Consider the following 21,415-nt stretch of genomic DNA (forward strand, 5'->3'; position numbering starts at 1 on the left):
GAGTGGAGAAGCAATTCTCAAGTTGGGTGGTAACGCGATACAATCGTCCCTTCGTTTTGACGGAGGGGCGTTTTTATTGTTTACAGGAAAAAGAAGGCAGCATACAGGTTTCATGATCCCATCATCGTTAAGTAGGGCACTTGGAACCTGAAAGATGCCGGCACCAGAGGCTACATAAAAAAGGAGTGGGATTTTAAATGGATTTACTTGAAGATTTAAAATGGCGGGGGATCATTTACCAGCAAACAGACGAAGAAGGGCTCGCGGAGTTGCTTCAAAACCGGAAAGTGACCCTGTATTGCGGGATTGACCCGACAGGCGACAGCATGCATATCGGGCATCTGCTCCCGTACCTGACGCTGCGCCGTTTCCAGCAAGCGGGACACCGGCCGATTGTCGTGCTCGGCGGTGCAACCGGCATGATCGGCGACCCGAGCGGCAAGAAGGAAGAAAGAAAGCTGTTAACAGTTGAAAAGGTCAAGCAAAACGGCGAAGCATTGAAAAAACAGCTGGAACGCTTTTTTGATTTTGACGGCGAGTCAGGCGCCATCATGGTCAATAACTATGACTGGCACGGCTCGATGGATCTCGTTACTTTCCTGCGTGATTACGGAAAGCATATCGGCATCAACTACATGCTTGCAAAAGACACGATCGCATCACGGCTTGAAACCGGTATTTCGTTTACGGAATTTACATATACAATCCTCCAGGCCGTCGATTACTTTAACTTGTATAAACAATACAACTGCCGCCTGCAAATCGGCGGAAGCGACCAGTGGGGCAATATTACAAGCGGCCTTGAGCTGATCCGCAAGCTCGAACCGGAAGGAGAAAAAGCTTTCGGGCTTACCATTCCGCTTGTCACAAAAGCGGACGGCACAAAATTCGGGAAAACAGAAAGCGGCGCAGTCTGGCTCGATGCCGAGAAAACATCGCCATATGAGTTTTACCAGTTCTGGGTCAACACGGCTGACCTCGATGTCGTAAAATACTTGAAGTACTTCACCTTCTTGCCAAAAGAAGAAATCGAAGAGCTGGAAAAATCGGTTGAAACCGAACCGCATCTCCGCAAAGCCCAAAAAGCGCTGGCCGCGGAAATGACAAAACTGATCCATGGGGAGGAAGCATTGCAGCAGGCTTTGAATATTACGGAAGCATTGTTCAGCGGCAATGTGAAGAAACTGTCGGCTGAAGAAATGAAGCAGGGATTTAAAGATGTTCCGTCATTCCAGCTTGAAAGCGAAGAACAAAAGCAGCTTGTGGAGTTGCTCGTTGCCGCCAAAATCTCCCCGTCAAAACGCCAGGCACGCGAAGATATCCAAAACGGCGCCATTTACGTAAACGGTGACCGCATAACGGATCTCGGCTATGCGTTAGGGGAACAGGATAAAATCGGCGGCGAATTTACCGTCATTAGAAGGGGAAAGAAAAAATACTTTTTAATTAAACATTGAGGATAAAGGGATGCACAATGGAGATGCCTAAAATGTGCATCCCTTTTTTATGGTTCCAATTGCGACTTGCCTTTCTCTTTTCGTTTTTCCCGCCGGAAGTCAGCTCCCAATTCCAAATTTTTTCAACTTCTGATACAAGGTGACCCTTGAAATGCCCAGTTCTTTTGCTGCGGCGGATTTGTTCCCGCCTGCTTTGCGCAATGCTTTTTCAATGAGCTGTTTTTCCATATTTTCTTTTTCCACAGGCAAAGTGCCGCTTTCCGGGATGGCACTTCCGGACGGTTGGGTTTCATTTCCCTGGAAAAAGCGGAGAAGGGAGGCGCGGTCAATAAACGGCTTTTCTGATAGGATCACCATCCGTTCCATTAAATTCCGGAGCTCCCGGACATTCCCTGGCCAATGATACGCTTGCAGGAAAGAAAGGGCATCAGGGGCGAGTTCCGGTTCAGGCATCTTGTACTGGACGGCAAATTGTTTCAGAAAGTAGCGGGCGAGGACAGGAATATCGTCTGTGCGCACCCTTAATGGCGGCATCGTAATTTGAATAACATTTAACCGGTAATAAAGGTCCGACCTGAATGTCTTTTCTTTCATCATTTTTTCAATGTCTTGGTTGGTGGCGGCAATAAAACGGACATTGATTTTCCTGCCCGAAGCGTCGCCAATGCGGTAAATCACTTTTTCCTGCAGCACGCGCAGCAGCTTCACCTGCATATCTAGCGGCAGTTCGCCGATTTCGTCCAAAAACAGCGTACCCCCGTCCGCTTCTTCAATTTTTCCCGCTTTTCCTTTTTTCTCCGCACCCGTAAACGTGCCTGGTTCATAGCCGAATAATTCGCTTTCAAACAGGGCGGAAGGGATCGAGCCGCAGTTCACCGGAATAAAAGGGCCGTTTTTCCGCGCGCTTGCTTCATGGATGGCGCGCGCGCATATTTCTTTCCCGGTGCCGGACTCGCCGAGAATAAGCGTGACGGCATCCGTTTTCGCCGCTTTCGCCGCAATTTGGATCGTATCCCGGAGCGCGCGGCTTTTCCCCTTTAATTTGGAAAAAGGCGTTTCTTCATAGCTTGTGTACATTTTTTGGCGCAGTTCATTCAGTTCTATGGAAGTGGAGACGAGATTGTCGTTCAGCCTAACAATCTGGGTGATATCGCGTTCCACGGATACCGCGCCGATCAGCCTGCCGCGGTTGTCAAAAATGGGCCGCGCATTGACGACGACATGCTTGTCGGGGCGGGGCCGATGATATTGGTCGGTAATACGGGCTTTTGTCCGCAGCACTTTGAGCACCATTAAATCATCATCGCGAAAAAAATCGGTAATTTTTTTGGTTAAGATCATTTCTTTTGGAATATTGTAGGTCCGGACGGCGGCATCATTCCAATAAATGACTTCCTTTTTTTCGTTTACGATCGTAATCGCATCATTTTCCGCCGATAATACCGCCTGCAAATAAGACAGTTCATTTGCCATTTCCGTCTTCCTCCCCTTTGTCGTGTAAAGGTATTGTACATTCGATTTACAATTGTGTAAATATATTGTACATAGAAAACGGTTTATTTTTTTGCGGATATAGGGAAACAGGGATGTTCCGGAAGTTGGCATGATTCTTGCATGGTATTAAGCCAGAACGAGGATGAAGGAGGTTTTTTCATTGGTCTTGCCTTTTAAACATGAACCATTAACGGATTTTAACCAGCCTGAAAACGTACAGGCGTTTCAAGCGGCACTTGAAAAAGTGCGTGCGGAACTCGGGAAGGAGTACCCGCTTGTAATAAACGGAGAACGGATTTTTACAGAGGATAAGCTCGTATCCGTCAATCCTGCGAATAAAGAACAGGTTGTCGGGAAAGTTTCGAAAGCATCGAAAGAACTGGTTGACAAAGCTTTCGAAGGCGCCAATGAGGCATTTCGCAGCTGGCGGAAAATGGCACCCGAAGCGCGGGCGAATGTGCTGTTCAAAGCCGCTGCGATTGCGCGCCGCCGCAAACATGAGCTGTCGGCGTGGCTTGTGTTTGATGCCGGCAAGCCGTGGAGCCAGGCGGACGGGGATACGGCGGAAGGAATCGACTTTTTGGAATACTACGGCCGCCAGATGCTTGAGCTTGCAAAGGGGCAGGAAATGGAACAGCGTGAAAATGAGCACAACACTTATTTTTATCAGCCGATGGGGCCGGGGGTGACCATTCCGCCGTGGAATTTTGCTTTCGCCATTGTTTGCGGCACGACGGTTGCCCCGCTTGTTGCCGGGAACCCGGTTCTGCTGAAGCCTTCGGAAAGCACGCCTGTTATTGCATACAAACTCGTTGAAATTTTGGAAGAAGCGGGGGTTCCGAAAGGCGTGCTCCAGTTTGTGCCGGGCGATCCGGCAGAAATCGGCGATTACCTGGTGGATCATCCGTCTGCCCATTGGATTAACTTTACGGGTTCCAAAGCAACGGGCCTGCGCATTTATGAACGGGCTGCGAAAGTGCAGAAGGACCAGCACTTTTTAAAACGGGTCGTTGCTGAAATGGGCGGCAAAGATACGATTATTGTCGATAAAGAAGCGGATCTCGATCTCGCCGCAGATGCGATTGTCCAGTCGGCATTCGGTTTTTCCGGCCAGAAATGTTCAGCCTGCTCGCGGGCAGTCGTACATGAAGACGTATATGAAGAAGTGCTCGAAAAGGCGATCGCCCTTGCGAAAAACGTAACCGTCGGCGACCCGTCCGAAGAAAATGTGTACATGGGTGCTGTCATTAACGAAAAGCAGTTTAACAAGATTAAAAGTTATATAGAAATCGGCAAAGAAGAGGGCAAACTCGTCTTTGGCGGGGAAACGGATGGCGAAAAAGGATTTTTCGTTTACCCGGCGATTTTTAAAGATGTAAATCCAAAGGCACGGATCATGCAGGAAGAAATTTTCGGGCCGGTTGTCGCTTTTGCGAAAGGAAAAGATTTTGACGAACTGCTTGAAATTGCCAATAATACGGAATACGGGCTGACAGGCGCCGTCATTTCGAAAAACAGGGAGCATTTGGAACGCGCCCGGTACGAATTCCATGTCGGCAACCTGTATTTTAACCGGGGATGCACGGCGGCCGTTGTCGGTTACCAGCCGTTCGGCGGTTTTAAAATGTCCGGTACCGATTCGAAAGCGGGCGGCCCGGATTATTTGAAGCTGTTTATGGAAGCAAAGTCTGTATCGGAAATGTTTTAACGGGAGGAAAGGCGATATGGCAAATTTGACGAGGGATTTTTTCATCGGCCTTTCAAACAGCAGGTTTTTAAATAAAAGTGCACAAAAATGGGGTTTCCGGTTCGGTGCTGAAAAATTTGTGGCGGGGACGGATATTGATTCCGTCACCCGGACCATCCGGGAAATGAATGCCCGTGGAATCAGCTGTACCGTTGACAATCTGGGCGAATTCGTATCTGAAAAAGCGGAAGCGGAGTCGGCGAAACAGCGCATTCTGCAAATGCTGGACAGGATTCATGAGGAGAACCTGGATTGCCATATCTCGGTGAAACTGACCCAGCTCGGGCTTGATATTGACCGTGCGTTCTGCCTGCAAAATATGGAAGACATTTTGACGCGTGCAGCAGCATACGGGATTTTTATCAATATTGACATGGAAGATTATACCCATTTTCATGCTACAATAGAGGTGTTGAAAACCCTGCTTGAAACGTACCAAAATGTCGGGACAGTCATCCAGGCGTATTTGCGCAACGCCGAAGCGGTTATGGATGAACTGAAGGATGTCCGGCTCAGGATTGTAAAGGGCGCTTACAAAGAAAGCGAGACAGCCGCTTTTCAGTCAAAAGCGGAAATTGACCGGAACTATGTAAAGCTTGTAAAAAAACGGCTGCTCGGCGAGGCATATACGTCCATTGCCACCCATGACCACCACATCATTCGCGAACTGGAAGCATTTATTGAAGAAAACCAAATCCCGCACAGCCGGTTTGAGTTTCAGATGCTGTACGGATTTCGCCAGGAGATGCAGTATGAACTGGCGAAAAAATACCATTTCACGACGTACATGCCGTTCGGAAATGACTGGTTCGGCTATTATATGCGGCGCCTTGCCGAACGCCCACAAAATTTGAACCTGATTGTAAAGGATGCACTGTATACAAAAGACAACAAATTGAAAAAAGAACCGCTTCTCACCGCCGCCCTGACAGCCTCGCTTTTCATGCTGTGGAGACGCAAAAGGAAGAAATAAGAAAAAGGCCGCTCCGCAAAGCAACCATTCCCAGAGCGGCCTTTTCTATCTCATCCCGTTGATCTGCATTTCTGCCATGCCCAACCCGGCATGGGCAAGCGATCAGTAAATTGTGCCGCAACGGTGGAAACCAATGGCACGGACGCCTCTTTGTTTATTTTCCCGCACGGTTAAGGACTTTCCAGTTTGGAACAACCCAATTATGCAGATTGGACTTCTTTCGGTTCAATTTTTGTAATCGAAAACATGTTCATTGCTTCCATTACATCACGTATACGTTCAATCGTAGCGCCATAGTATTCATTTCTTTCATCCCTTGATACTTGAGACGGGGCCACTCCCAGTTTCTCTGTCAATTCGGCTTGGGACATGCCAATATATATTCTGTATGCAATTAAAGTTCTGCCGATGTTCCGTAAATTAATGACAGTGTCGAACTCTCCCCGCTTGATTCTTTCATAATAGTCCACTTCTTCTTTGAGTTGTTCGTGAAAAGATATATAAGGTTGGATGGCGAGATCAATTTGTTCTTGGGTGAGCCCCATATCTTTAAAACTCAACTTTTCTGACTCAATAAATTCCCTGTCTTGTTTTAGCTTTTCTACAGCCTCTTTATAAGCACGCTCAGTTTTAATCATTGAATGACCCCTCACTTAAATTTAGCTCTGCTCCTTTTTGGTATATTATTTTTGAAACAAGTTTGTTTTAACTCACTTTACAATTTTCACGATTCCTTTTGGCTCAAAAGTATTATTAATCTATATGTTAACTTCACATTAATGTTATATTTAATTTATCTCAAGATCCCTGTGAGATCAACTAAAGCGTTAAAACATTTGATTTTTTGTAATCATTATGCCCCCGATGTATTGCTAATGATTGGTGCAGACTTATCCGTGGATTTTCTCGCTCGTGACTGGAAGTCAGGGCCTTATCACGGTTAGACAAACCGGAAAGATTGCCTGAAAAAGAGGAGTGAGGATTAAACGCACCTGCCCGTATGCTGTAACGAAGGCGAAAAAATATCGATGGTCATTTTTCCATCCTTTTGACCGTCCCGCTATTTGTCGAATAAATGATGTGGACTTTTGGGGATTTTTTTCTATACAATGGATTTGAATATTGAAAAAAGAATCATAAAGCCCGCCGCGGGTATTCCGAAAATGAAAGATGAGGGGCAATGACCATGACACGGCCAATTTTTAGACATGCTTGTTCAATTTTTGTGATGCTTCCCATTTTATTAAACGGTTGTTCAGCAAGTCATACCGGTAACCAGGTGAAGCATGAAATACAGCCAAACCACACCAAGGCCAAGGAGAATAGCCAAGCGGCGTCCCTTAGTCTTGACCAAATGAGGATGACTGAGGCACCAAAAGACGAACAGCAAACACCGCTCGATACCGTTACCCATGTGGTTAAATGGAAGTTTTCAGATGAAAAAGATGTTGTTCCTTCTAAGAAGAATATATTATGGGAAACCCATTTGGGAAGCGAAGCGGTCGTAGCAACCAAAGTACCAAAACTTAAAGATTCAAGATTGAATCTGTTTGCCCTGTCCTTTCATGACGGTAAGTGGGGAATAAAAAACGTGACAGATGCCCCTATTGATCGTTTGGAAGATCATGTTAAAGGTTTAACGCTTCCTATGCAAAAATATGCTGTAATCACCTCGGATTTTGATGGAAAATCGATATGGAACATCACAGACGGGAAAAGAACAGTCATGATTGCACTGTATCCCCAATTTTCCTTTTCCATGCGTGAAGGAACGAAAACTATTCCGTTTAAGGGCGATGAGGCTTTTGTAAATACTCGATCGAAAACGCAATCCTTGTTTTATTATTTTGACCAGGAAAAACTGATTTGGATCTATGGTGATTTGTCTGAAAGCGAAATCATAAAATTGGCTAATTCACTGCCAAGTGCTGGATCTCCCAGTTTTCCCGAAGCATCATCATAAACCAAAACCAGATGCTCCAAACCGGGAATGCCATCCGGGAAAATGGGATGCAGTGGTTTTTTTATGATCCTCGATTAACAGGGGGGGCTTGGAAGTCTGGGGGCCATATCTTTCTGTTGGCTAATTTTTCACCTGTTTATAAATTTGTGTCTCAGAATATAAAAAAACCCCGGAACCAGAGCGGTTTCGGGGGTTTACATATTACCTGGAATAGAACTCAACGATTAACGATTCGTTAATTTCAGCCGGCAGTTCCGAGCGTTCAGGGAGGCGGCTGTAAGTCCCTTCAAGCTTGTCTGCATCAAAAGAAAGGTAATCCGGCACAAAAGTTGTCGTTTCGATCGCTTCTTTGATGACATCCAAGTTGCGGGATTTTTCGCGCACGCCGATCGTTTGCCCCGGTTCTACACGGTAAGACGGGATATCGACGCGTTTGCCGTCAACAAGAATATGCCCATGGTTTACGAGCTGGCGTGCTTGGCGGCGTGTGCGAGCCAAACCGAGACGGTAAACAAGGTTATCAAGGCGTGATTCCAAAAGAACCATGAAATTTTCACCGTGTTTCCCTTGCATTTTGCCAGCTTTCAGGAAAGTGTTGTGGAATTGGCGTTCATTTAAGCCGTACATATGGCGAAGCTTTTGTTTTTCCTGTAATTGCAAGCCATATTCAGACAATTTTCTGCGCTGATTCGGGCCGTGCTGTCCAGGTGCATAAGGACGCTTCTCCAATTCTTTTCCGGTACCGCTTAAAGAAATCCCGAGACGGCGGGACAATTTCCAGCTTGGACCTGTATAACGAGCCATGAAAGACTCCTCCTTTGTTTTTATTTTGTTGTAAAATAAAAACAGATATCATGGACACTTCTTCATGCGTATTTTGTTTTCATGTACCATCGCCCCAGCAGCAGAGGGTTACACGATACACCTTGCATTCAGGCAAGGAACAAAATACAAACACAAAGCCGTCCAATAAGGCTGCATTATTTTACACAACGTTGATTATATGTTTTCAAAGATAAAAAGTCAACAACAAATGCAAATTGGTCTGTGTTGCGACAAAAAATTTTCACATTCCGTTCGCGCGGCTTCATAACAGGCCTTAAGACACAATATATACAGTATATCGGTTAGGCAGACTGTACATTTATAGTTCTTTTGCATTATAATGGTATTAATTTGACCGGTTTTTAACATTTTTACGTCTCCCGTGCAGTTTTTTGTTTTAATATTCTTCATTTTCAAGGCTCGCGCTTTTTATGCGTTTTTCGCTTTTATACGGAAACAGGGTCAGGGTGATTAGGAAATGGAAAAGAAAGAAAATCATTTAATCCTATATTATAAGTCCCGTTTACTGGATTTAATGAATCTTGAGACAGCAAGTAGCCTGGATGACTGGGTGGCGGTCGTGGCAGAAGTGCTCAGCGCTGATCATATCGTGTATTATAAGCCGGATAGCGAAAACACAAAGTTTTACAAAATATGCGGCTTTTATAATCCTTTCCGGCATGACGTCGAACTTGTCGTGCCTTCCGGAAAAATTAAAGCTTTAAAAACAGCCTCCCAGGTTGTCACAAATGGGAAACTGCAAAAGGATCCTTATTTAAAACAGTTTAACATTGCCTTTTTTATTCCGGAAAAAAACATGGAGGATGGCTGCCTGCTTCTTTCCATTCCAAACAGGATGTTCGGGGAGCTGTCTGACGCGGATTTGCAGGCGTTTGTCAGGGAAAGCCGGAACTTCCTGCAGCTGAAGTATGAGTTGTCTGTTGTTGAAGCCGACAGAAAGCGTTACATCGAATTATTCCAAGTGACCGGAAAATTCCATTCTTCCATGGATACGGATACGATCCTTGCAGAAATCATTTACACGCTGAAAAGGCTGTATCCGGTTTTTGAATACACCTTAATGCTGTCGGACGATTATCACCACAATCTTGATTTGCCGATCAAATCGCTGCAATATGATGCAGTCGACGAAATGGCGCTCGAATCATATGTAAACGGCCAGGTCCATCTTGCCACGGTATGGCGGACAAACGAAACGATGCTTTATGCGCCGCTAAGGGGAAAGCAAGGCGTGTACGGCGTGCTGCAGGTCATCACTTTTGCAAACTATGAATTTAACCGCAGCGATCTGGAATTTATCAGCCTGCTCGCCAATACGGCGGGAAGTGCGCTTGAAAACGCCAAGCTGTACCAGCAGTCGATGCAGTCCATTGAAGAACTCCGCCTGATCAATTCGGTTTCCCGCCAGTTAAATAAAAGCGCGAATTTAAAAGAAACCGTCGATTTTTTAATGGAGCAGATCTCCAGTTCATTTAATACCCAGGCAATCGGGTTCGTGATGATGGAGAATGGAAAAATGGACCTGCTTGAAGGCAGCAGCCCCATTTTTGAAGAAAAGGAAGGCATCCGGTATCTTGATTTTGCAAACCGTTCTTTTGCTGATACGAAAGAATCCCTGTTTATCAGCAACTTAAACCAGCGTTTTCCCGGCAGAAACTATCGCTTTTCTTCGCTGATGGCTGTCCCGATTATCCAGGAAGATGATTTAAAGGGGTTCTGCCTTGTTCTTCATGAAGCGCCTTACCATTTTTCTTTTGACAGGTTCAAACTTTTTCAGTCGCTTATTTATCAATCGGGCATGGCCTTAACCAACTCCATGCTTCGCGAGCGGCTTGAAAAAATGGTGATCACCGACCATCTTACCCAGCTGTTTGCCAAAAATTACTTGAACAGCCGGATGGAAACTTCTATCGGTGAAGATGAGCAGGGCACGCTGATTTTGCTCGATATTGACGACTTTAAAAAAGTCAATGACACATACGGCCATCAAGTCGGGGATGAAATTTTGATCCAGGTTGCAAAGCTGATCAAAGAAAACATTCGTTCAACCGATATCGGAGCAAGATGGGGCGGAGAGGAGATGGCGATTTATCTTCCCGGCGTGCCGCTTCAAACAGGGGTGCAGGTCGCCAAAAGGGTGCTTGCGGCTGTTGAGAAAAATACAAATCCTCCGGTTACCATTTCGTGCGGGGTGTCGTACTGGAATAAAGAGATGAATGAAACGGTGGAATCGCTTTTTAACAGGGCAGACGCCGGATTGTATCATGCGAAAAGCCTCGGAAAAAACCAGGTGGTCATCAGCGATATGGAAATGAAAGCCAATTAAGGGCGCACTGCAGCTGATTGCTTTTGTACAGCCGCCTTAAAAAACCCCCATTGCCTGATCCGGCAATGGGGGCATTTTTTATCCATTCGGTTATGGTTTTAATATCTGCTTCAGGCCGCTTAATCCTTGCTGCCTGCCAAGTTCGTCCGGCCTTTGGGACTCGGCATGCTTTTATCTCCTTATTTATCAACCTGCGAAACCGGCCTTACAGCACTTTTTCCAGCGCTGCGGCAAAAGCTGCCAGTCCCGCTTCATCTTCTGCATCAAATCGATTTTTTTCCGGGCTGTCGATATCCAAAACGCCGATCACTTCACCGTTTTTCATCAGCGGGACGACAATTTCGGATTGGGAAGCGGCGTCACAGGCAATATGGCCCGAAAACTGCTGCACATCGGCGACCCGGAGCACCCGTTTTTCTTTCCAGGCTGTCCCGCACACCCCTTTTCCATACGGAAGCCGTACACAAGCTGGCAAACCTTGGAACGGCCCGAGGACGAGTTCATCCCCGCTTGCGAAATAAAACCCGACCCAGTTCACCCGGTCAAGAAACTGGTTTAACAGCGCTGCAGCATTGCTTAAATTGGCAATTTTATCCGGTTCGTCTTCTGTGAGCGCGATCAGCTGTTTTACGACAAGATCATACTTTTCTTTCTTCGTTCCCTGGGGATTTTCTGCATGAAACATCGCCATCATCCTTACATCAGCAAATTTTTTAAAAACGGGGCGGGATTTTGTCGGAAAGTTTTTAAAGGAACCCCGGCCCGGCATATGGAATAGTACGGAATAGAATATTTTTAACACAAAAGGGGAAGCCCGGCAAGCAAAAAAGAGGAAAGGGTGGAACAAATGGACGGAAACAGCAGTGAAACAAAAGAAAAAATATTTAATACGGCGATTGCTTTATTTCATACGAAGGGCTATAAAGGAACAACAATCAGGGCGATTGCGGCTTCCGCAAAAGTCAATTCGGCCAATATTTCCTATTACTTTAAAGGCAAACAGGGGCTATTGGAAGCGTGTTTTATCCGCTTTTTTGAACCGTATATTGCCTGCCTTGAAGAAGAAGTGCAAAATCTTTCGGAGGATGGATTAAAACGGGCGGCCTTCCGCATCCTGCACTTTCAAAGCGAAAACCACCTGCTGTCCAGATTTGTATGGCGGGAAGTCACCATTGATTCGCAAATTGTCCGCGAAATTTTGTCCACTTACTTCATGAAAGAGCGTTATTTATTAAAAAAGCTCGTCAAAGCCTGGTGCGGTCCCGGAATCCAGGCGGGCAAACTGAACTTTCTCATGATCCAGCTGAAAAGCATGCTGTCGATGCCGTATTTAAACAGCCAGTATATCCGCGAAGTATGGGGCATGCAGCCGGAAGAGCCGTATTTTGCCGAAAAATACGGCAAATCGGTTGCCGAATGGCTGGACAGCATCCGGCAAAACGCGGGGGCGCAGCCGGAACCGCTGCTGCTTGAAACCGCTTTTTAATGGCCGGAGCGGGCTGGCTGTTTTTAAAATGCCGGCAGCTTTCCGAAAAAGCCCGCCGACGTGCAAAAAATAAGCGCCGGCTTTTTTTATTGTGGGTACGGAAAAAACCTTCCCCAAAATGAATCGAAAAATCTCGAATTTCATAGTCAAATATTGTCATTACATGGTATCATAGAATAAAAATAAACATACATGCCTGTGGGTATCGGGAAGGATTGTTCCGGTATTCATACATACATAATGAGCGGATATTAAGGTTTGATTTGTGGACGAACGGGAGGCTTTCAAGTTTATGATGTATGGCATCATTGGCGCTATTCTTTTATTGCTGGTTTTATTGACTTGCGGTTTTTTTATCAGGAGGCAGTTTTACAAAGAGATTGACAAGCTTGAAGCATGGAAAATTGAAATCATGAACCGGCCTGTCACCGATGAGCTGGGAAAAGTCAAACGGCTCAATATGGGCGGGGAGGCGGAAAGTTTATTTGAAGGCTGGCGCAAAGACTGGGAGGACCTTTTAAACGAGGAACTGCCGGCAGTGGAAGATAAGCTCTTTGAAATCGAGGAGCACACTGACAAATACCGTTTCAAAAAGGCGAAGGCCGTACAGGCGGAAGCAGAGGCGATTCTTCAAACTGCGGAACAAAAAATAAAAGATATACTGGACGGCGTCAATGAACTGATGGATGCCGAGAAAGAATCCCGGAAAGAAGTGGAAGAACTCGGGAAAATCTTCAAAGACTTGAAGAAACAGCTTCTGACACGGCGCCATACATTCGGAAAAGCCATTAAAAGCCTCGACCTGAGAGTGGACAGCCTGGCGGAGAAATTTGTCCGTTACCATGAATTGACGGAAGCCGGGAACTATTTGGAGGCAAAGAAATTAGCCGATGAACTGAAAACTGAAACAGAAACATTGCAGGAGGATGCCGGAAAAATTCCGGATTTGCTGGCGGAAACGGAATCGCTTTTGCCGATGCAGTTTGCTGAATTGAAAGAGGGCTACAAAGAAATGGCTGCACAAGGCTTTGCGCTCGATCACCTGCAGTTTGATGAAGAAATGAAGGAGCTTACAGAAAAGCTATCGGCTTACCGGAAACAACTTGAACAGGCTGACACAGCGGATGTCGAGGAAGGCATCCGGGAAATCAAGGAAAGAATAGAAACGATTTACGATGTTTTAGAAAAAGAAGCGTACGCAAAAAACTATGTGCTCAAGCATTTCCGCGAAGTGAAGGATATGCTGGATGAAGTACGGGAAGAAAACAAGCGCCTCACAACAGAAACAGAATCCGTGCAAAAGACATACCAGCTGCATGAGGAAAACATGGCCGTTCCTGCTGAACTCGATAAACAGTTGGAGAAACTGGCCGCGCGTTTGGCGGTCCTTGAAGTAAAAATTCCCGAAAACGAAACGATTTATACCGTGTTAAGCGAACAGCTCAAAGAAATGGAAGGGCAGATTGAAAAACTGCAGGATGACCAGAAGACGTTTAACGAATTTCTGCAGAACCTGCGGAAGGAAGAAATGGAGGCACGCGCGAAGATCGCGGGATTGAAGCGGAAAATCCAGGATATGCGCCGCCTTGTCGAAAGAAGCAATATCCCCGGGCTGCCGGACTCGTACCGCAGCCTGTATGAAGCGGCCTGGAACGCGATTCGTGATACTGCCGACAGCCTCCATGCCACGCCGCTAAACATGGAGAGGGTCAACCACCATCTGCTGGAGGCGGAACAGGCAGTCGGAAACTTTGAAAAAAGCACGAAAGCTTTATTGGAAAATGTTCAGCTTGCTGAAAAAGTGATTCAATACGGCAACCGTTACCGTGCTAAATATAAGAAAGTGGCGGACGGGCTGGAGCGCGCAGAAGTAGCTTTCCGGCGCTATGATTATGAGAAGGCGCTTGAAGAAGCCGCAACGACAGTGGAGGCGGTTGAGCCTGGTGCATTGAAAAAAATTGAAAAAATGCTGGAAACGGAAGAATTACTTTAAAGCAAACGGAAAAAATACGGAGCGCTCCCCGTTTTTTTCGTTTGCTTTTTTCCATGCCTTTCAGCCGGACGCACGCATTCGTTTTGACGCCGGGTTCTTTAGCCTGGTAAACAGGTACGGGTGAAGACCTTTGAGCCTTAAGCGACGCATTTCTGCCTGAACGGGTTAACCACGCACGGGCGGAAGGCGCAGGACCATTACCACCCCATTTTGAAGATTAAAGCCGGTGCCGCAAAAAAGCGGCAGGGAGACCGGAATGGGTGTTGCATAACGGGAGTATATCGGTTGTAGGTTCGGTATCCGGCATGGTATATTAAGCAATGATGCAGGTTTGGATCCAATTTTATGCCAACAGAGGGTGTTCAAATGATTTACTTTGACAACAGTGCCACAACGAAGCCTTATCCGGAAGTGCTGGATGCTTTTGTGAAAACATCGGAAAACTATTTTGCAAATCCCTCTTCCCTGCACAGCCTCGGCGCGCGTACAGAGAAACTTCTCACGCAGGCAAGACGGCAAATTGCAGGTATTCTCGGCGCAGACGAGAACGAAATTTTTTTCACATCCGGCGGCACGGAAGGCAATAATCTGGCCATTAAAGGGACAGCCCTCGCATACCGTTCAAGGGGGCGCCATATCATTACGACGGCTGTTGAACACGCATCTGTTTTTGAAACGTGCCGGCAGCTGGAAGAATGGGGCTTTCGCGTCACGTATTTGCCGGTTGACAAGAGCGGAAGGATCAAACTGGACGATTTAAAACAGGCCATCACGGATGAAACGATTCTTGTTTCCGTGATGCATGTGAATAACGAAGTCGGAACAGTGCAGCCGGTGGAAGAAATCGGACAGCTTCTGAAACATTACCCGAAAATCCTGTTCCATACAGACGATGTCCAGGGCTGCGGAAAAGTCCCGCTTTCCCTGCGTGAGGCCGGCATCGATCTTTGCACGGTTTCCGCGCATAAATGCCATGGCTTAAAGGGAACCGGGATATTATATAAACGGGCAAATCTCCGCCTGTCGCCGCTTTTAACCGGCGGGCACCAGGAGAGCGGCTTGCGCAGCGGCACCGAAAATACAGGCGGAATCGTTGCAGCCGGCAAAGCGCTCCGCCTGATCCATGAAAAATTTGAAGCAGGGGCGGCAGAAAGAACGGCCCGTATCCGGGATGCCCTGATCGAAAAACTTCAGGAGATGCCTGCTGTAACCGTCCATACCAATCCGGCTGTTTCAGCACCGCACATCCTGAATTTTTCCGTCCGCGGCATCCGCGGTGAAGTGCTCGTGCACGCGCTTGAAGAGGAAGGCATTTATATTTCAACAACAAGCGCCTGTTCTTCTAAAACGCGGGAACTGAGCCGCACGCTTCTTGCCATGGGGGTTTCCGAAGACGAAGCCGAATGGGCGGTGCGTGTGAGCCTTTCTTATGAAAATACAATGGAAGAAGCGGAACGTTTTATCCGCATATTAAGGCAAACAATCACAAATTTACAACAAGTGTTGGGGAGAAATCAATGAACTATGACCGCATTTTAATCCGTTACGGGGAACTTTCGACAAAAGGGCATAACCGCCAGTTTTTTATCCGCCATTTAAAAGACAATGTCAAAAAAGCGCTCAGGCCTTTTCCCGGCATTGAAGTCCAGGCACTGTACGACCGCATGTACGTGCTTTTACATGGCGCAGATGGCGGGCAAGTCATCGACATTTTAAAATCGATCTTCGGGATTCAGTCGTTCAGCCCGGCCGTCCGCACCCGGAAACAGCTCGAAGACATCGAGCAGGCGGGGCTCGAACTCGTCCGGCAAAATTTTGCGAAAGGCAAAACCTTCAAAGTGTCAGCCCGCCGCGGCGATAAAACATTTGAATACAATTCGAATGATTTGAACCATCTCGTCGGCGGCTATATTTTAAAGCAACTGGACGGCATTCAAGTCAATGTAAAACAGCCGGATATCGAGCTGCTTGTGGATGTCCGGAAAAACGGCGTTTATTTGTCCACTGAAGTGATAAAAGGATCCGGCGGGCTTCCGGTCGGTGCATCCGGCAAAGCGATGCTCATGCTTTCGGGTGGTATTGACAGCCCAGTTGCAGGATACCTCGCGATGAAACGCGGCGTGAAAGTGGAAGCGGTCCATTTCCACAGCCCGCCGTTTACAAGCCCGCGTGCAAAGCAAAAAGCGCTTGACCTTGCGCAAAAAATTTCCGCCTACAGCGGCTCCATGAAAGTGCATATTGTCCCCTTTACAAAAATCCAGGAAACGATCCATAAAGGGGTTCCGGAAGGCTATTCGATGACCGTGCAGAGAAGGGTGATGCTTGAGATTACCGACCGGCTCCGTAAAATTCATAACGGGCTTGCGATTGTAACCGGCGAAAGCCTCGGCCAGGTTGCCAGCCAGACGCTCGACAGCATGGTTGCAATCAATGACGTCACAACGACACCGGTGTTGCGGCCGCTTGTTTCGATGGATAAGCTGGACATTATTGATATTGCCCAAAAAATCGGCACATACGATATCTCAAGCCTTCCGTATGAAGACTGCTGCACGATTTTCACGCCACCTTCGCCGAAAACACGGCCGAAACTCGAGCTTGCGCGTCTTTACGAAAGCCGCCTCGAACTGGAACCATTGATTGAAGAAGCGGTGCAAAATACGGAGGACGTCTTTATTACACCAAATGAAACGGCGCAGGAAGAAGATTTTTCTGAGCTGTTATAAAATCCAGTAACTGGCAGCACCGCCAATAAACTTACAACATGATGCCATGTGTTTATGCGCAATCTATACTCACAAGGAGGTGAGACACATGGCACAAAGCAACAACAGCAACCAATTGCTTGTAAGCGGTGCTGAACAAGCACTGGACCAAATGAAATACGAAATCGCTCAGGAATTTGGCGTAAACCTTGGTGCTGATACGACTTCCCGCGCAAACGGGTCTGTCGGCGGCGAAATCACGAAACGCCTTGTTTCGATGGCTGAACAACAATTAGGCGGTACTTCCCGATAACTGAATGAAGAATGGATAAAGAAGCGGGCCTGAATCGGGTCCGCTTCTACTTGTTTTTGTCGTAAATTTGTATCATATTTTTTTAATATCAGGTATAATAGTGAGGTACTAAAAAATTCTGGAGGCGATTCGCTTGCGTCGTAGTGACCTGATTGCGCCACAAACATACAATATAGCCGAAGAAATTGAGAAATATGCCCGGGACCCGCACAAAGTTGCGCTGATTTGGGAAGACAAAGAAGGCATGCACAGAGAAGTCACATATAAAGAATTAATTGAAAATGCAAACCGGACCGGCCATGTCTTTTTGGAAAGCGGGCTGAAAAAGGGAGATACCATACTTGTCATGGTTCCGCGTATTGTAGAAGCATACGAAGTGTATCTCGCTGCAATGAAATGCGGCATCGTTCTTTTGCCAGCCTCGGAAATGCTGCGGACAAAAGACCTCGACTACCGGATCGAAGCAGGGGATGTAAAAGGCGTTGTCGCCCATTATTCATGCACCGAACAGTTTAAAGAAGTCCGCGGCATTGATCATTTGAAAAAATTCGTGATCGGAGAACCGGAACAGGGATGGGCGTTTCTGGATGAAAAGAAAAAAGCAGCCCCTTGTGAACTGGAAATCGCCAAAACGTCAAAAGATGATATCGCCATTTTGTCTTACACTTCCGGGACAACCGGCAATCCAAAAGGCGTCATCCATACGCACAGCTGGGGATACGCCCATTTGCGCACGGCTGCCCCGAACTGGCTTGGCATTCAGAAAGGCGACCGCGTTTGGGCGACGGCCGCACCGGGATGGCAAAAATGGGTGTGGAGTCCGTTCCTTTCCGTGCTCGGTTCAGGCGCAATCGGGTTTGTTTACAACGGCCGTTTTGACCCTGAAAAATATTTGTCCCTTTTGGATGAATATGAAATCAATGTGCTCTGCTGCACACCGACTGAATACCGTTTAATGGCAAAAGTCGATGATTTGTCCCAGTATCATCTGAAAAGCTTAAGGAGCGCGGTCTCAGCCGGAGAACCGCTGAACCGCGAAGTCATCGATGTTTTCCAAAACCATTTCGGCATCACGATCCGTGACGGTTACGGACAGACGGAAAGCACGCTGCTCGTCGGTTATTCCCTTGATACGCCGTTGCGCCCGGGTTCAATGGGCAAACCGTTCCCCGGGAATGAAGTCGAAATCGTAAATGATGACGGGAAGCCGTGCAAACTGGGCGAAACTGGCGATATTGCCGTCCATAGAGACACGCCTGCGCTTTTTAAAGGCTATTATAAAGAGCCGGAGCGTACGGCCAAGCAATACCGCGGCGATTACTTCATAACAGGGGACAGGGCAAGAAAAGACGAGGACGGTTATTTCTGGTTTGAAGGCAGGCGGGATGATATCATTATTTCTTCCGGCTATACGATCGGGCCGTTTGAAGTCGAAGATGCCCTTGTCAAGCATCCGTATGTGAAAGAATGTGCCGTTGTCGCAAGCCCGCACGAAATCCGCGGCAGCATTGTGAAAGCTTTTGTCGTTTTAAAAGACGGCATCAGCGAGAATTTGCCGGGGCTTGTAAAAGAACTGCAAAACCATGTGAAACAACTGACCGCGCCGTACAAATATCCGCGTGCAATTGAATTTATCAAGGAATTGCCAAAAACGGCCTCCGGCAAAATTCGCCGTGTCGAGCTCAGGCAGCAGGAATGGAATAGATAAGAAACAAAAAGCCGGGCATTTTTTTCAAAAAAATGCCCGGCTTTTTGTTTTAATGTCCCGGATCTTCAAGTAGAATAAAAGAAAAACCAAAAAAGTGGAAGGATGAAATGTTGGCATGAACAAAAAAAGATGGGGAGCGCTTGCTTTGGCAGGCGGGCTGTTCGTCGTTTCCATTATTGTGAACTTGGCGAGCATGGCGGCATCAACCAACTTTTCCAAAATCTTTAAAGAGACCGTGGAAGCTGGGGAAGGGGATGTTTCCGAAAATGTATTGCAGGATGGGAATGAGTCAAAGAAAATCGTCGTGCTGAATGTGAACGGGACGATTCAGGATACCGGCACGACACCATCACTGCTTGACACCGGTGAATATAACCACCAAAGTTTTTTGGAAGAACTGGATCAGGCGAAAAAAGACAGCGATGTAAAAGGGATCATTTTACATATTAATTCACCGGGCGGCGGGGTGGCCGAGTCGGCAGAAATCCATCACCATCTGATGGAAATTAAAAAAGATACGAAGAAGAAAATTTATGTGTCCATGGGGCCGACTTGCGCATCCGGCGCTTATTATATTTCAACGCCGGCCAATAAAATATTCGCAAGTCCGGAAACATTGACCGGATCGCTCGGGGTGATCATGGAAAGCGTGAATTACGGGAAGCTTGCCAAAAAATACGGCATTGATTTTCCGGTCATCAAAAGCGGGGAGTATAAAGACATTATGAGCCCTTACCGGGACATGACGAAGAGCGAAAAAGAAATGCTGCAGAAAATGGTGAACAATTCGTATAACGGTTTTGTCAAAGTCATCTCTGAAGGGCGCCACATTCCGAAAGAACAGGTGCGCAAAATTGCGGACGGGCGTGTATACGACGGCAAGCAGGCGCTGGATTTGCATCTGATTGACAAATACGGTTACCTGGATGACACCATTGCGGCGATGAAAAAAGATCTTCATCTCGGAAAAGCACAGGTTGTGGAATACGAATCAAGTGGCGGGCTGGATTCGCTGTTTTCCGCTTCAGCGCAAAAAATGCTCGGCAAAGAAGCAGAAGCCTCGGGGCTTGCACGTTTATTGTCGCAATCGAACGCACCGCGCCTGATGTACCTGTATTCCGGGGCTGAATAAGGGGGGAACTGGAGTGAATTCAAACGAAAACCAAATGCCTGAAACGGTGAACCCCGGGCCGGAACAAAAGTACGGGGAGTTGTCAGGGGCCCGTTATGCCGGGTTCTGGATGCGGTTTTGGGCCTATTTGCTTGATCTGCTTGTTGTGGCAAGTGTGAAGTGGCTGGTTATCCATCCTATTTTCCGGCTTTCCGGCCTGTCTCTCACAGAAGAAAAAATTTATGCACCGATTACGGTGGCATCGGCCGTTGTATTTTACGGGTACTTTGTCCTGATGACGAAATTTTTCGGCCAGACGCTTGGAAAAATGGTATTTGGCCTCAGGGTTGTGCCAGTGGATCATCCCGGGCCGCTGAAATGGAGCACCGTTTTATTCCGGGAATGGATCGTCCGTTATGTTTGCGTCACCATTTCGGCCATCTATATTGTCGTTGCATTTACGCCGAAAAAACAAGGGGTGCACGATTTGTTTGCCGATACGGTCGTCATTCATGAACGTTCCCAGGAACCGGTCTATCCTTATTATGAACCTGCTTAAAGGCAGGTTTATTTTTTTGCCCTGTTGGCGATAATGATGGCAAAAAGGCTGATGATGGAAATGATATGGTGGCTGTCCGCGTTTTTCGGCATTGCCGCAATCGCTGCGATTCTTTGGTTCTCTTCCCTGTCCGTCTTTATTGAATACGGGCACCGCCGGGATGATGATAAAATTTTTATCCAAATCAGGGTTTGGGGCATCATCCGCTATACCGTGAAAATCCCGGCAGTGAAAGTGGACCGAAAAAAACCCGGTGTCGTATATGAAAAAGAGACAAAGCATACAGAGCATGAAAGGAACATTACGCCGGATGTGCTCGAACAGCGGATTGAAGATGTGAAACAAATTGCGGAGCGCGTCATCGGTTTAAAGGCGATTGTAGGCAAGTTCATCCGCAGTGTCCAGTTGAGAAAATTCGAATGGCATACAGCAATCGGGCTGCATGACGCCGCGTGGACGGGAATTGCCGCCGGAAGTATTTGGGCGGTAAAAGGGGGAATACTAAGCCTCATAACCACAAATCTGCGGGTAAAAACGGATCCTGTCCTCTCTGTTACACCCTTTTTCCAAAATCCGGTTTCTGAAACGCAGTTAAAATGTATGGTGAAAATCCAGATTGGGAAAGCTATACTGGCCGCATTTAAAGTGTTGAAATACTGGCGGGGAGGAAAAGCGGAAATCGCGCTTAAACCGGTTTCCGAATCAGAAAACGGCCGGCATGCTTAAATCCCGGC

18 protein-coding genes and 1 other annotated feature (1 of these 19 running past the window's edge) are annotated in these 21,415 nt (G+C 47.0%); of the genes, 14 read left to right on the forward strand and 4 right to left on the reverse strand.

Going from position 1 to position 21,415, the window contains the following annotated elements; translation table 11 throughout:
- Positions 1-54: a binding site (T-box leader), on the forward strand; it begins 145 nt to the left of the window's first position.
- Positions 55-197: 143 nt separating this feature from the next.
- Positions 198-1,457, forward strand: coding sequence for a tyrosine--tRNA ligase (gene tyrS / locus BCOA_RS30055; RefSeq protein WP_014097715.1), 1,260 nt, complete (start codon positions 198-200; stop codon positions 1,455-1,457).
- Positions 1,458-1,556: 99 nt separating this feature from the next.
- On the opposite strand, the gene BCOA_RS30060 is transcribed toward tyrS, so the two are convergent.
- Complete coding sequence (locus BCOA_RS30060) at positions 1,557-2,930, reverse strand: sigma-54 interaction domain-containing protein (RefSeq protein ID WP_014097716.1); 1,374 nt, start codon at positions 2,928-2,930, stop codon at positions 1,557-1,559.
- A 181-nt stretch (positions 2,931-3,111) separates the two neighbouring features.
- Here BCOA_RS30060 and pruA point away from each other — a divergent pair, with 181 nt between their 5' ends.
- Both pruA and BCOA_RS30070 read left to right on the forward strand, forming a co-directional pair.
- Positions 3,112-4,659, forward strand: coding sequence for an L-glutamate gamma-semialdehyde dehydrogenase (gene pruA / locus BCOA_RS30065; RefSeq protein ID WP_014097717.1), 1,548 nt, complete (start codon positions 3,112-3,114; stop codon positions 4,657-4,659).
- Positions 4,660-4,675: 16 nt separating this feature from the next.
- The gene (locus BCOA_RS30070) at positions 4,676-5,671 is read left to right on the forward strand and encodes a proline dehydrogenase family protein (protein WP_014097718.1); all 996 of its coding nucleotides are present in this window, start codon (positions 4,676-4,678) and stop codon (positions 5,669-5,671) included.
- Positions 5,672-5,871: 200 nt separating this feature from the next.
- Here BCOA_RS30070 and BCOA_RS30075 read toward each other — a convergent pair whose 3' ends face one another.
- Entirely contained in the window at positions 5,872-6,309 is a 438-nt protein-coding gene (locus BCOA_RS30075; protein ID WP_014097719.1) for a helix-turn-helix domain-containing protein, read from the reverse strand.
- A 548-nt stretch (positions 6,310-6,857) separates the two neighbouring features.
- On the opposite strand from BCOA_RS30075, the gene BCOA_RS30080 reads away from it, so the two are divergent.
- Complete coding sequence (locus BCOA_RS30080) at positions 6,858-7,634, forward strand: hypothetical protein (protein WP_014097720.1); 777 nt, start codon at positions 6,858-6,860, stop codon at positions 7,632-7,634.
- Positions 7,635-7,835: 201 nt separating this feature from the next.
- Here the strand turns inward: BCOA_RS30080 and rpsD are convergent, their stop codons facing one another.
- Positions 7,836-8,438, reverse strand: a complete 603-nt coding sequence (gene rpsD, locus BCOA_RS30085; RefSeq protein WP_013859951.1) for a 30S ribosomal protein S4 — start codon at positions 8,436-8,438, stop codon at positions 7,836-7,838.
- A gap of 499 nt (positions 8,439-8,937) precedes the next feature.
- Between rpsD and BCOA_RS30090 the strand changes: the two genes are divergently transcribed.
- The gene (locus BCOA_RS30090; protein ID WP_014097721.1) at positions 8,938-10,806 is read left to right on the forward strand and encodes a sensor domain-containing diguanylate cyclase; all 1,869 of its coding nucleotides are present in this window, start codon (positions 8,938-8,940) and stop codon (positions 10,804-10,806) included.
- A 205-nt stretch (positions 10,807-11,011) separates the two neighbouring features.
- Here the strand turns inward: BCOA_RS30090 and BCOA_RS30095 are convergent, their stop codons facing one another.
- The gene (locus BCOA_RS30095; protein WP_014097722.1) at positions 11,012-11,491 is read right to left on the reverse strand and encodes a GAF domain-containing protein; all 480 of its coding nucleotides are present in this window, start codon (positions 11,489-11,491) and stop codon (positions 11,012-11,014) included.
- A gap of 162 nt (positions 11,492-11,653) precedes the next feature.
- Here BCOA_RS30095 and refZ point away from each other — a divergent pair, with 162 nt between their 5' ends.
- The 9 genes from refZ (at position 11,654) to BCOA_RS30140 (ending at position 21,407) form a co-directional block, all read left to right on the forward strand.
- On the forward strand, positions 11,654-12,292 hold the full coding sequence (gene refZ, locus BCOA_RS30100) for a forespore capture DNA-binding protein RefZ (RefSeq protein WP_014097723.1): 639 nt from the start codon (positions 11,654-11,656) through the stop codon (positions 12,290-12,292).
- Positions 12,293-12,584: 292 nt separating this feature from the next.
- Positions 12,585-14,285 (forward strand): septation ring formation regulator EzrA, encoded by a 1,701-nt coding sequence (ezrA, locus tag BCOA_RS30105; RefSeq protein ID WP_014097724.1) that lies wholly within the window; start codon positions 12,585-12,587, stop codon positions 14,283-14,285.
- A 366-nt stretch (positions 14,286-14,651) separates the two neighbouring features.
- On the forward strand, positions 14,652-15,806 hold the full coding sequence (locus BCOA_RS30110; protein WP_014097725.1) for a cysteine desulfurase family protein: 1,155 nt from the start codon (positions 14,652-14,654) through the stop codon (positions 15,804-15,806).
- Complete coding sequence (gene thiI, locus BCOA_RS30115; RefSeq protein WP_014097726.1) at positions 15,803-17,011, forward strand: tRNA uracil 4-sulfurtransferase ThiI; 1,209 nt, start codon at positions 15,803-15,805, stop codon at positions 17,009-17,011. Before BCOA_RS30110 ends, thiI begins: the two co-directional genes overlap by 4 nt.
- A gap of 88 nt (positions 17,012-17,099) precedes the next feature.
- The gene (locus tag BCOA_RS30120) at positions 17,100-17,303 is read left to right on the forward strand and encodes an alpha/beta-type small acid-soluble spore protein (RefSeq protein WP_013859944.1); all 204 of its coding nucleotides are present in this window, start codon (positions 17,100-17,102) and stop codon (positions 17,301-17,303) included.
- Positions 17,304-17,436: 133 nt separating this feature from the next.
- A complete protein-coding gene (gene mbcS, locus BCOA_RS30125) occupies positions 17,437-19,011 on the forward strand; it encodes an acyl-CoA synthetase MbcS (RefSeq protein WP_014097727.1) in 1,575 nt (524 codons plus the stop codon).
- A gap of 115 nt (positions 19,012-19,126) precedes the next feature.
- Positions 19,127-20,143: a signal peptide peptidase SppA gene (sppA, locus tag BCOA_RS30130; protein WP_014097728.1), complete on the forward strand. Its 1,017-nt coding sequence runs from the start codon at positions 19,127-19,129 to the stop codon at positions 20,141-20,143.
- Positions 20,144-20,156: 13 nt separating this feature from the next.
- Positions 20,157-20,681 (forward strand): RDD family protein, encoded by a 525-nt coding sequence (locus BCOA_RS30135; RefSeq protein WP_014097729.1) that lies wholly within the window; start codon positions 20,157-20,159, stop codon positions 20,679-20,681.
- Between the two features lie 36 nt (positions 20,682-20,717).
- Complete coding sequence (locus tag BCOA_RS30140; RefSeq protein WP_251460211.1) at positions 20,718-21,407, forward strand: DUF2953 domain-containing protein; 690 nt, start codon at positions 20,718-20,720, stop codon at positions 21,405-21,407.
- Positions 21,408-21,415 lie beyond the last annotated feature (8 nt).

Origin of the sequence: Heyndrickxia coagulans 36D1 (assembly GCF_000169195.2) — a bacterium.
GTDB lineage: Bacteria > Bacillota > Bacilli > Bacillales > Bacillaceae_C > Weizmannia > Weizmannia faecalis.

Coding starts and splice junctions, on each gene's coding strand:
- tyrS (WP_014097715.1), top strand. CDS start 198: ATGGATTTACTTGAAGATTTAAAATGGCGGGGGATCATTTACCAGCAA.
- BCOA_RS30060 (WP_014097716.1), bottom strand. CDS start 2,930: ATGGCAAATGAACTGTCTTATTTGCAGGCGGTATTATCGGCGGAAAAT.
- BCOA_RS30070 (WP_014097718.1), top strand. CDS start 4,676: ATGGCAAATTTGACGAGGGATTTTTTCATCGGCCTTTCAAACAGCAGG.
- BCOA_RS30075 (WP_014097719.1), bottom strand. CDS start 6,309: ATGATTAAAACTGAGCGTGCTTATAAAGAGGCTGTAGAAAAGCTAAAA.
- BCOA_RS30080 (WP_014097720.1), top strand. CDS start 6,858: ATGACACGGCCAATTTTTAGACATGCTTGTTCAATTTTTGTGATGCTT.
- rpsD (WP_013859951.1), bottom strand. CDS start 8,438: ATGGCTCGTTATACAGGTCCAAGCTGGAAATTGTCCCGCCGTCTCGGG.
- BCOA_RS30090 (WP_014097721.1), top strand. CDS start 8,938: ATGGAAAAGAAAGAAAATCATTTAATCCTATATTATAAGTCCCGTTTA.
- BCOA_RS30095 (WP_014097722.1), bottom strand. CDS start 11,491: ATGTTTCATGCAGAAAATCCCCAGGGAACGAAGAAAGAAAAGTATGAT.
- refZ (WP_014097723.1), top strand. CDS start 11,654: ATGGACGGAAACAGCAGTGAAACAAAAGAAAAAATATTTAATACGGCG.
- ezrA (WP_014097724.1), top strand. CDS start 12,585: ATGATGTATGGCATCATTGGCGCTATTCTTTTATTGCTGGTTTTATTG.
- BCOA_RS30110 (WP_014097725.1), top strand. CDS start 14,652: ATGATTTACTTTGACAACAGTGCCACAACGAAGCCTTATCCGGAAGTG.
- thiI (WP_014097726.1), top strand. CDS start 15,803: ATGAACTATGACCGCATTTTAATCCGTTACGGGGAACTTTCGACAAAA.
- BCOA_RS30120 (WP_013859944.1), top strand. CDS start 17,100: ATGGCACAAAGCAACAACAGCAACCAATTGCTTGTAAGCGGTGCTGAA.
- sppA (WP_014097728.1), top strand. CDS start 19,127: ATGAACAAAAAAAGATGGGGAGCGCTTGCTTTGGCAGGCGGGCTGTTC.
- BCOA_RS30140 (WP_251460211.1), top strand. CDS start 20,718: ATGGCAAAAAGGCTGATGATGGAAATGATATGGTGGCTGTCCGCGTTT.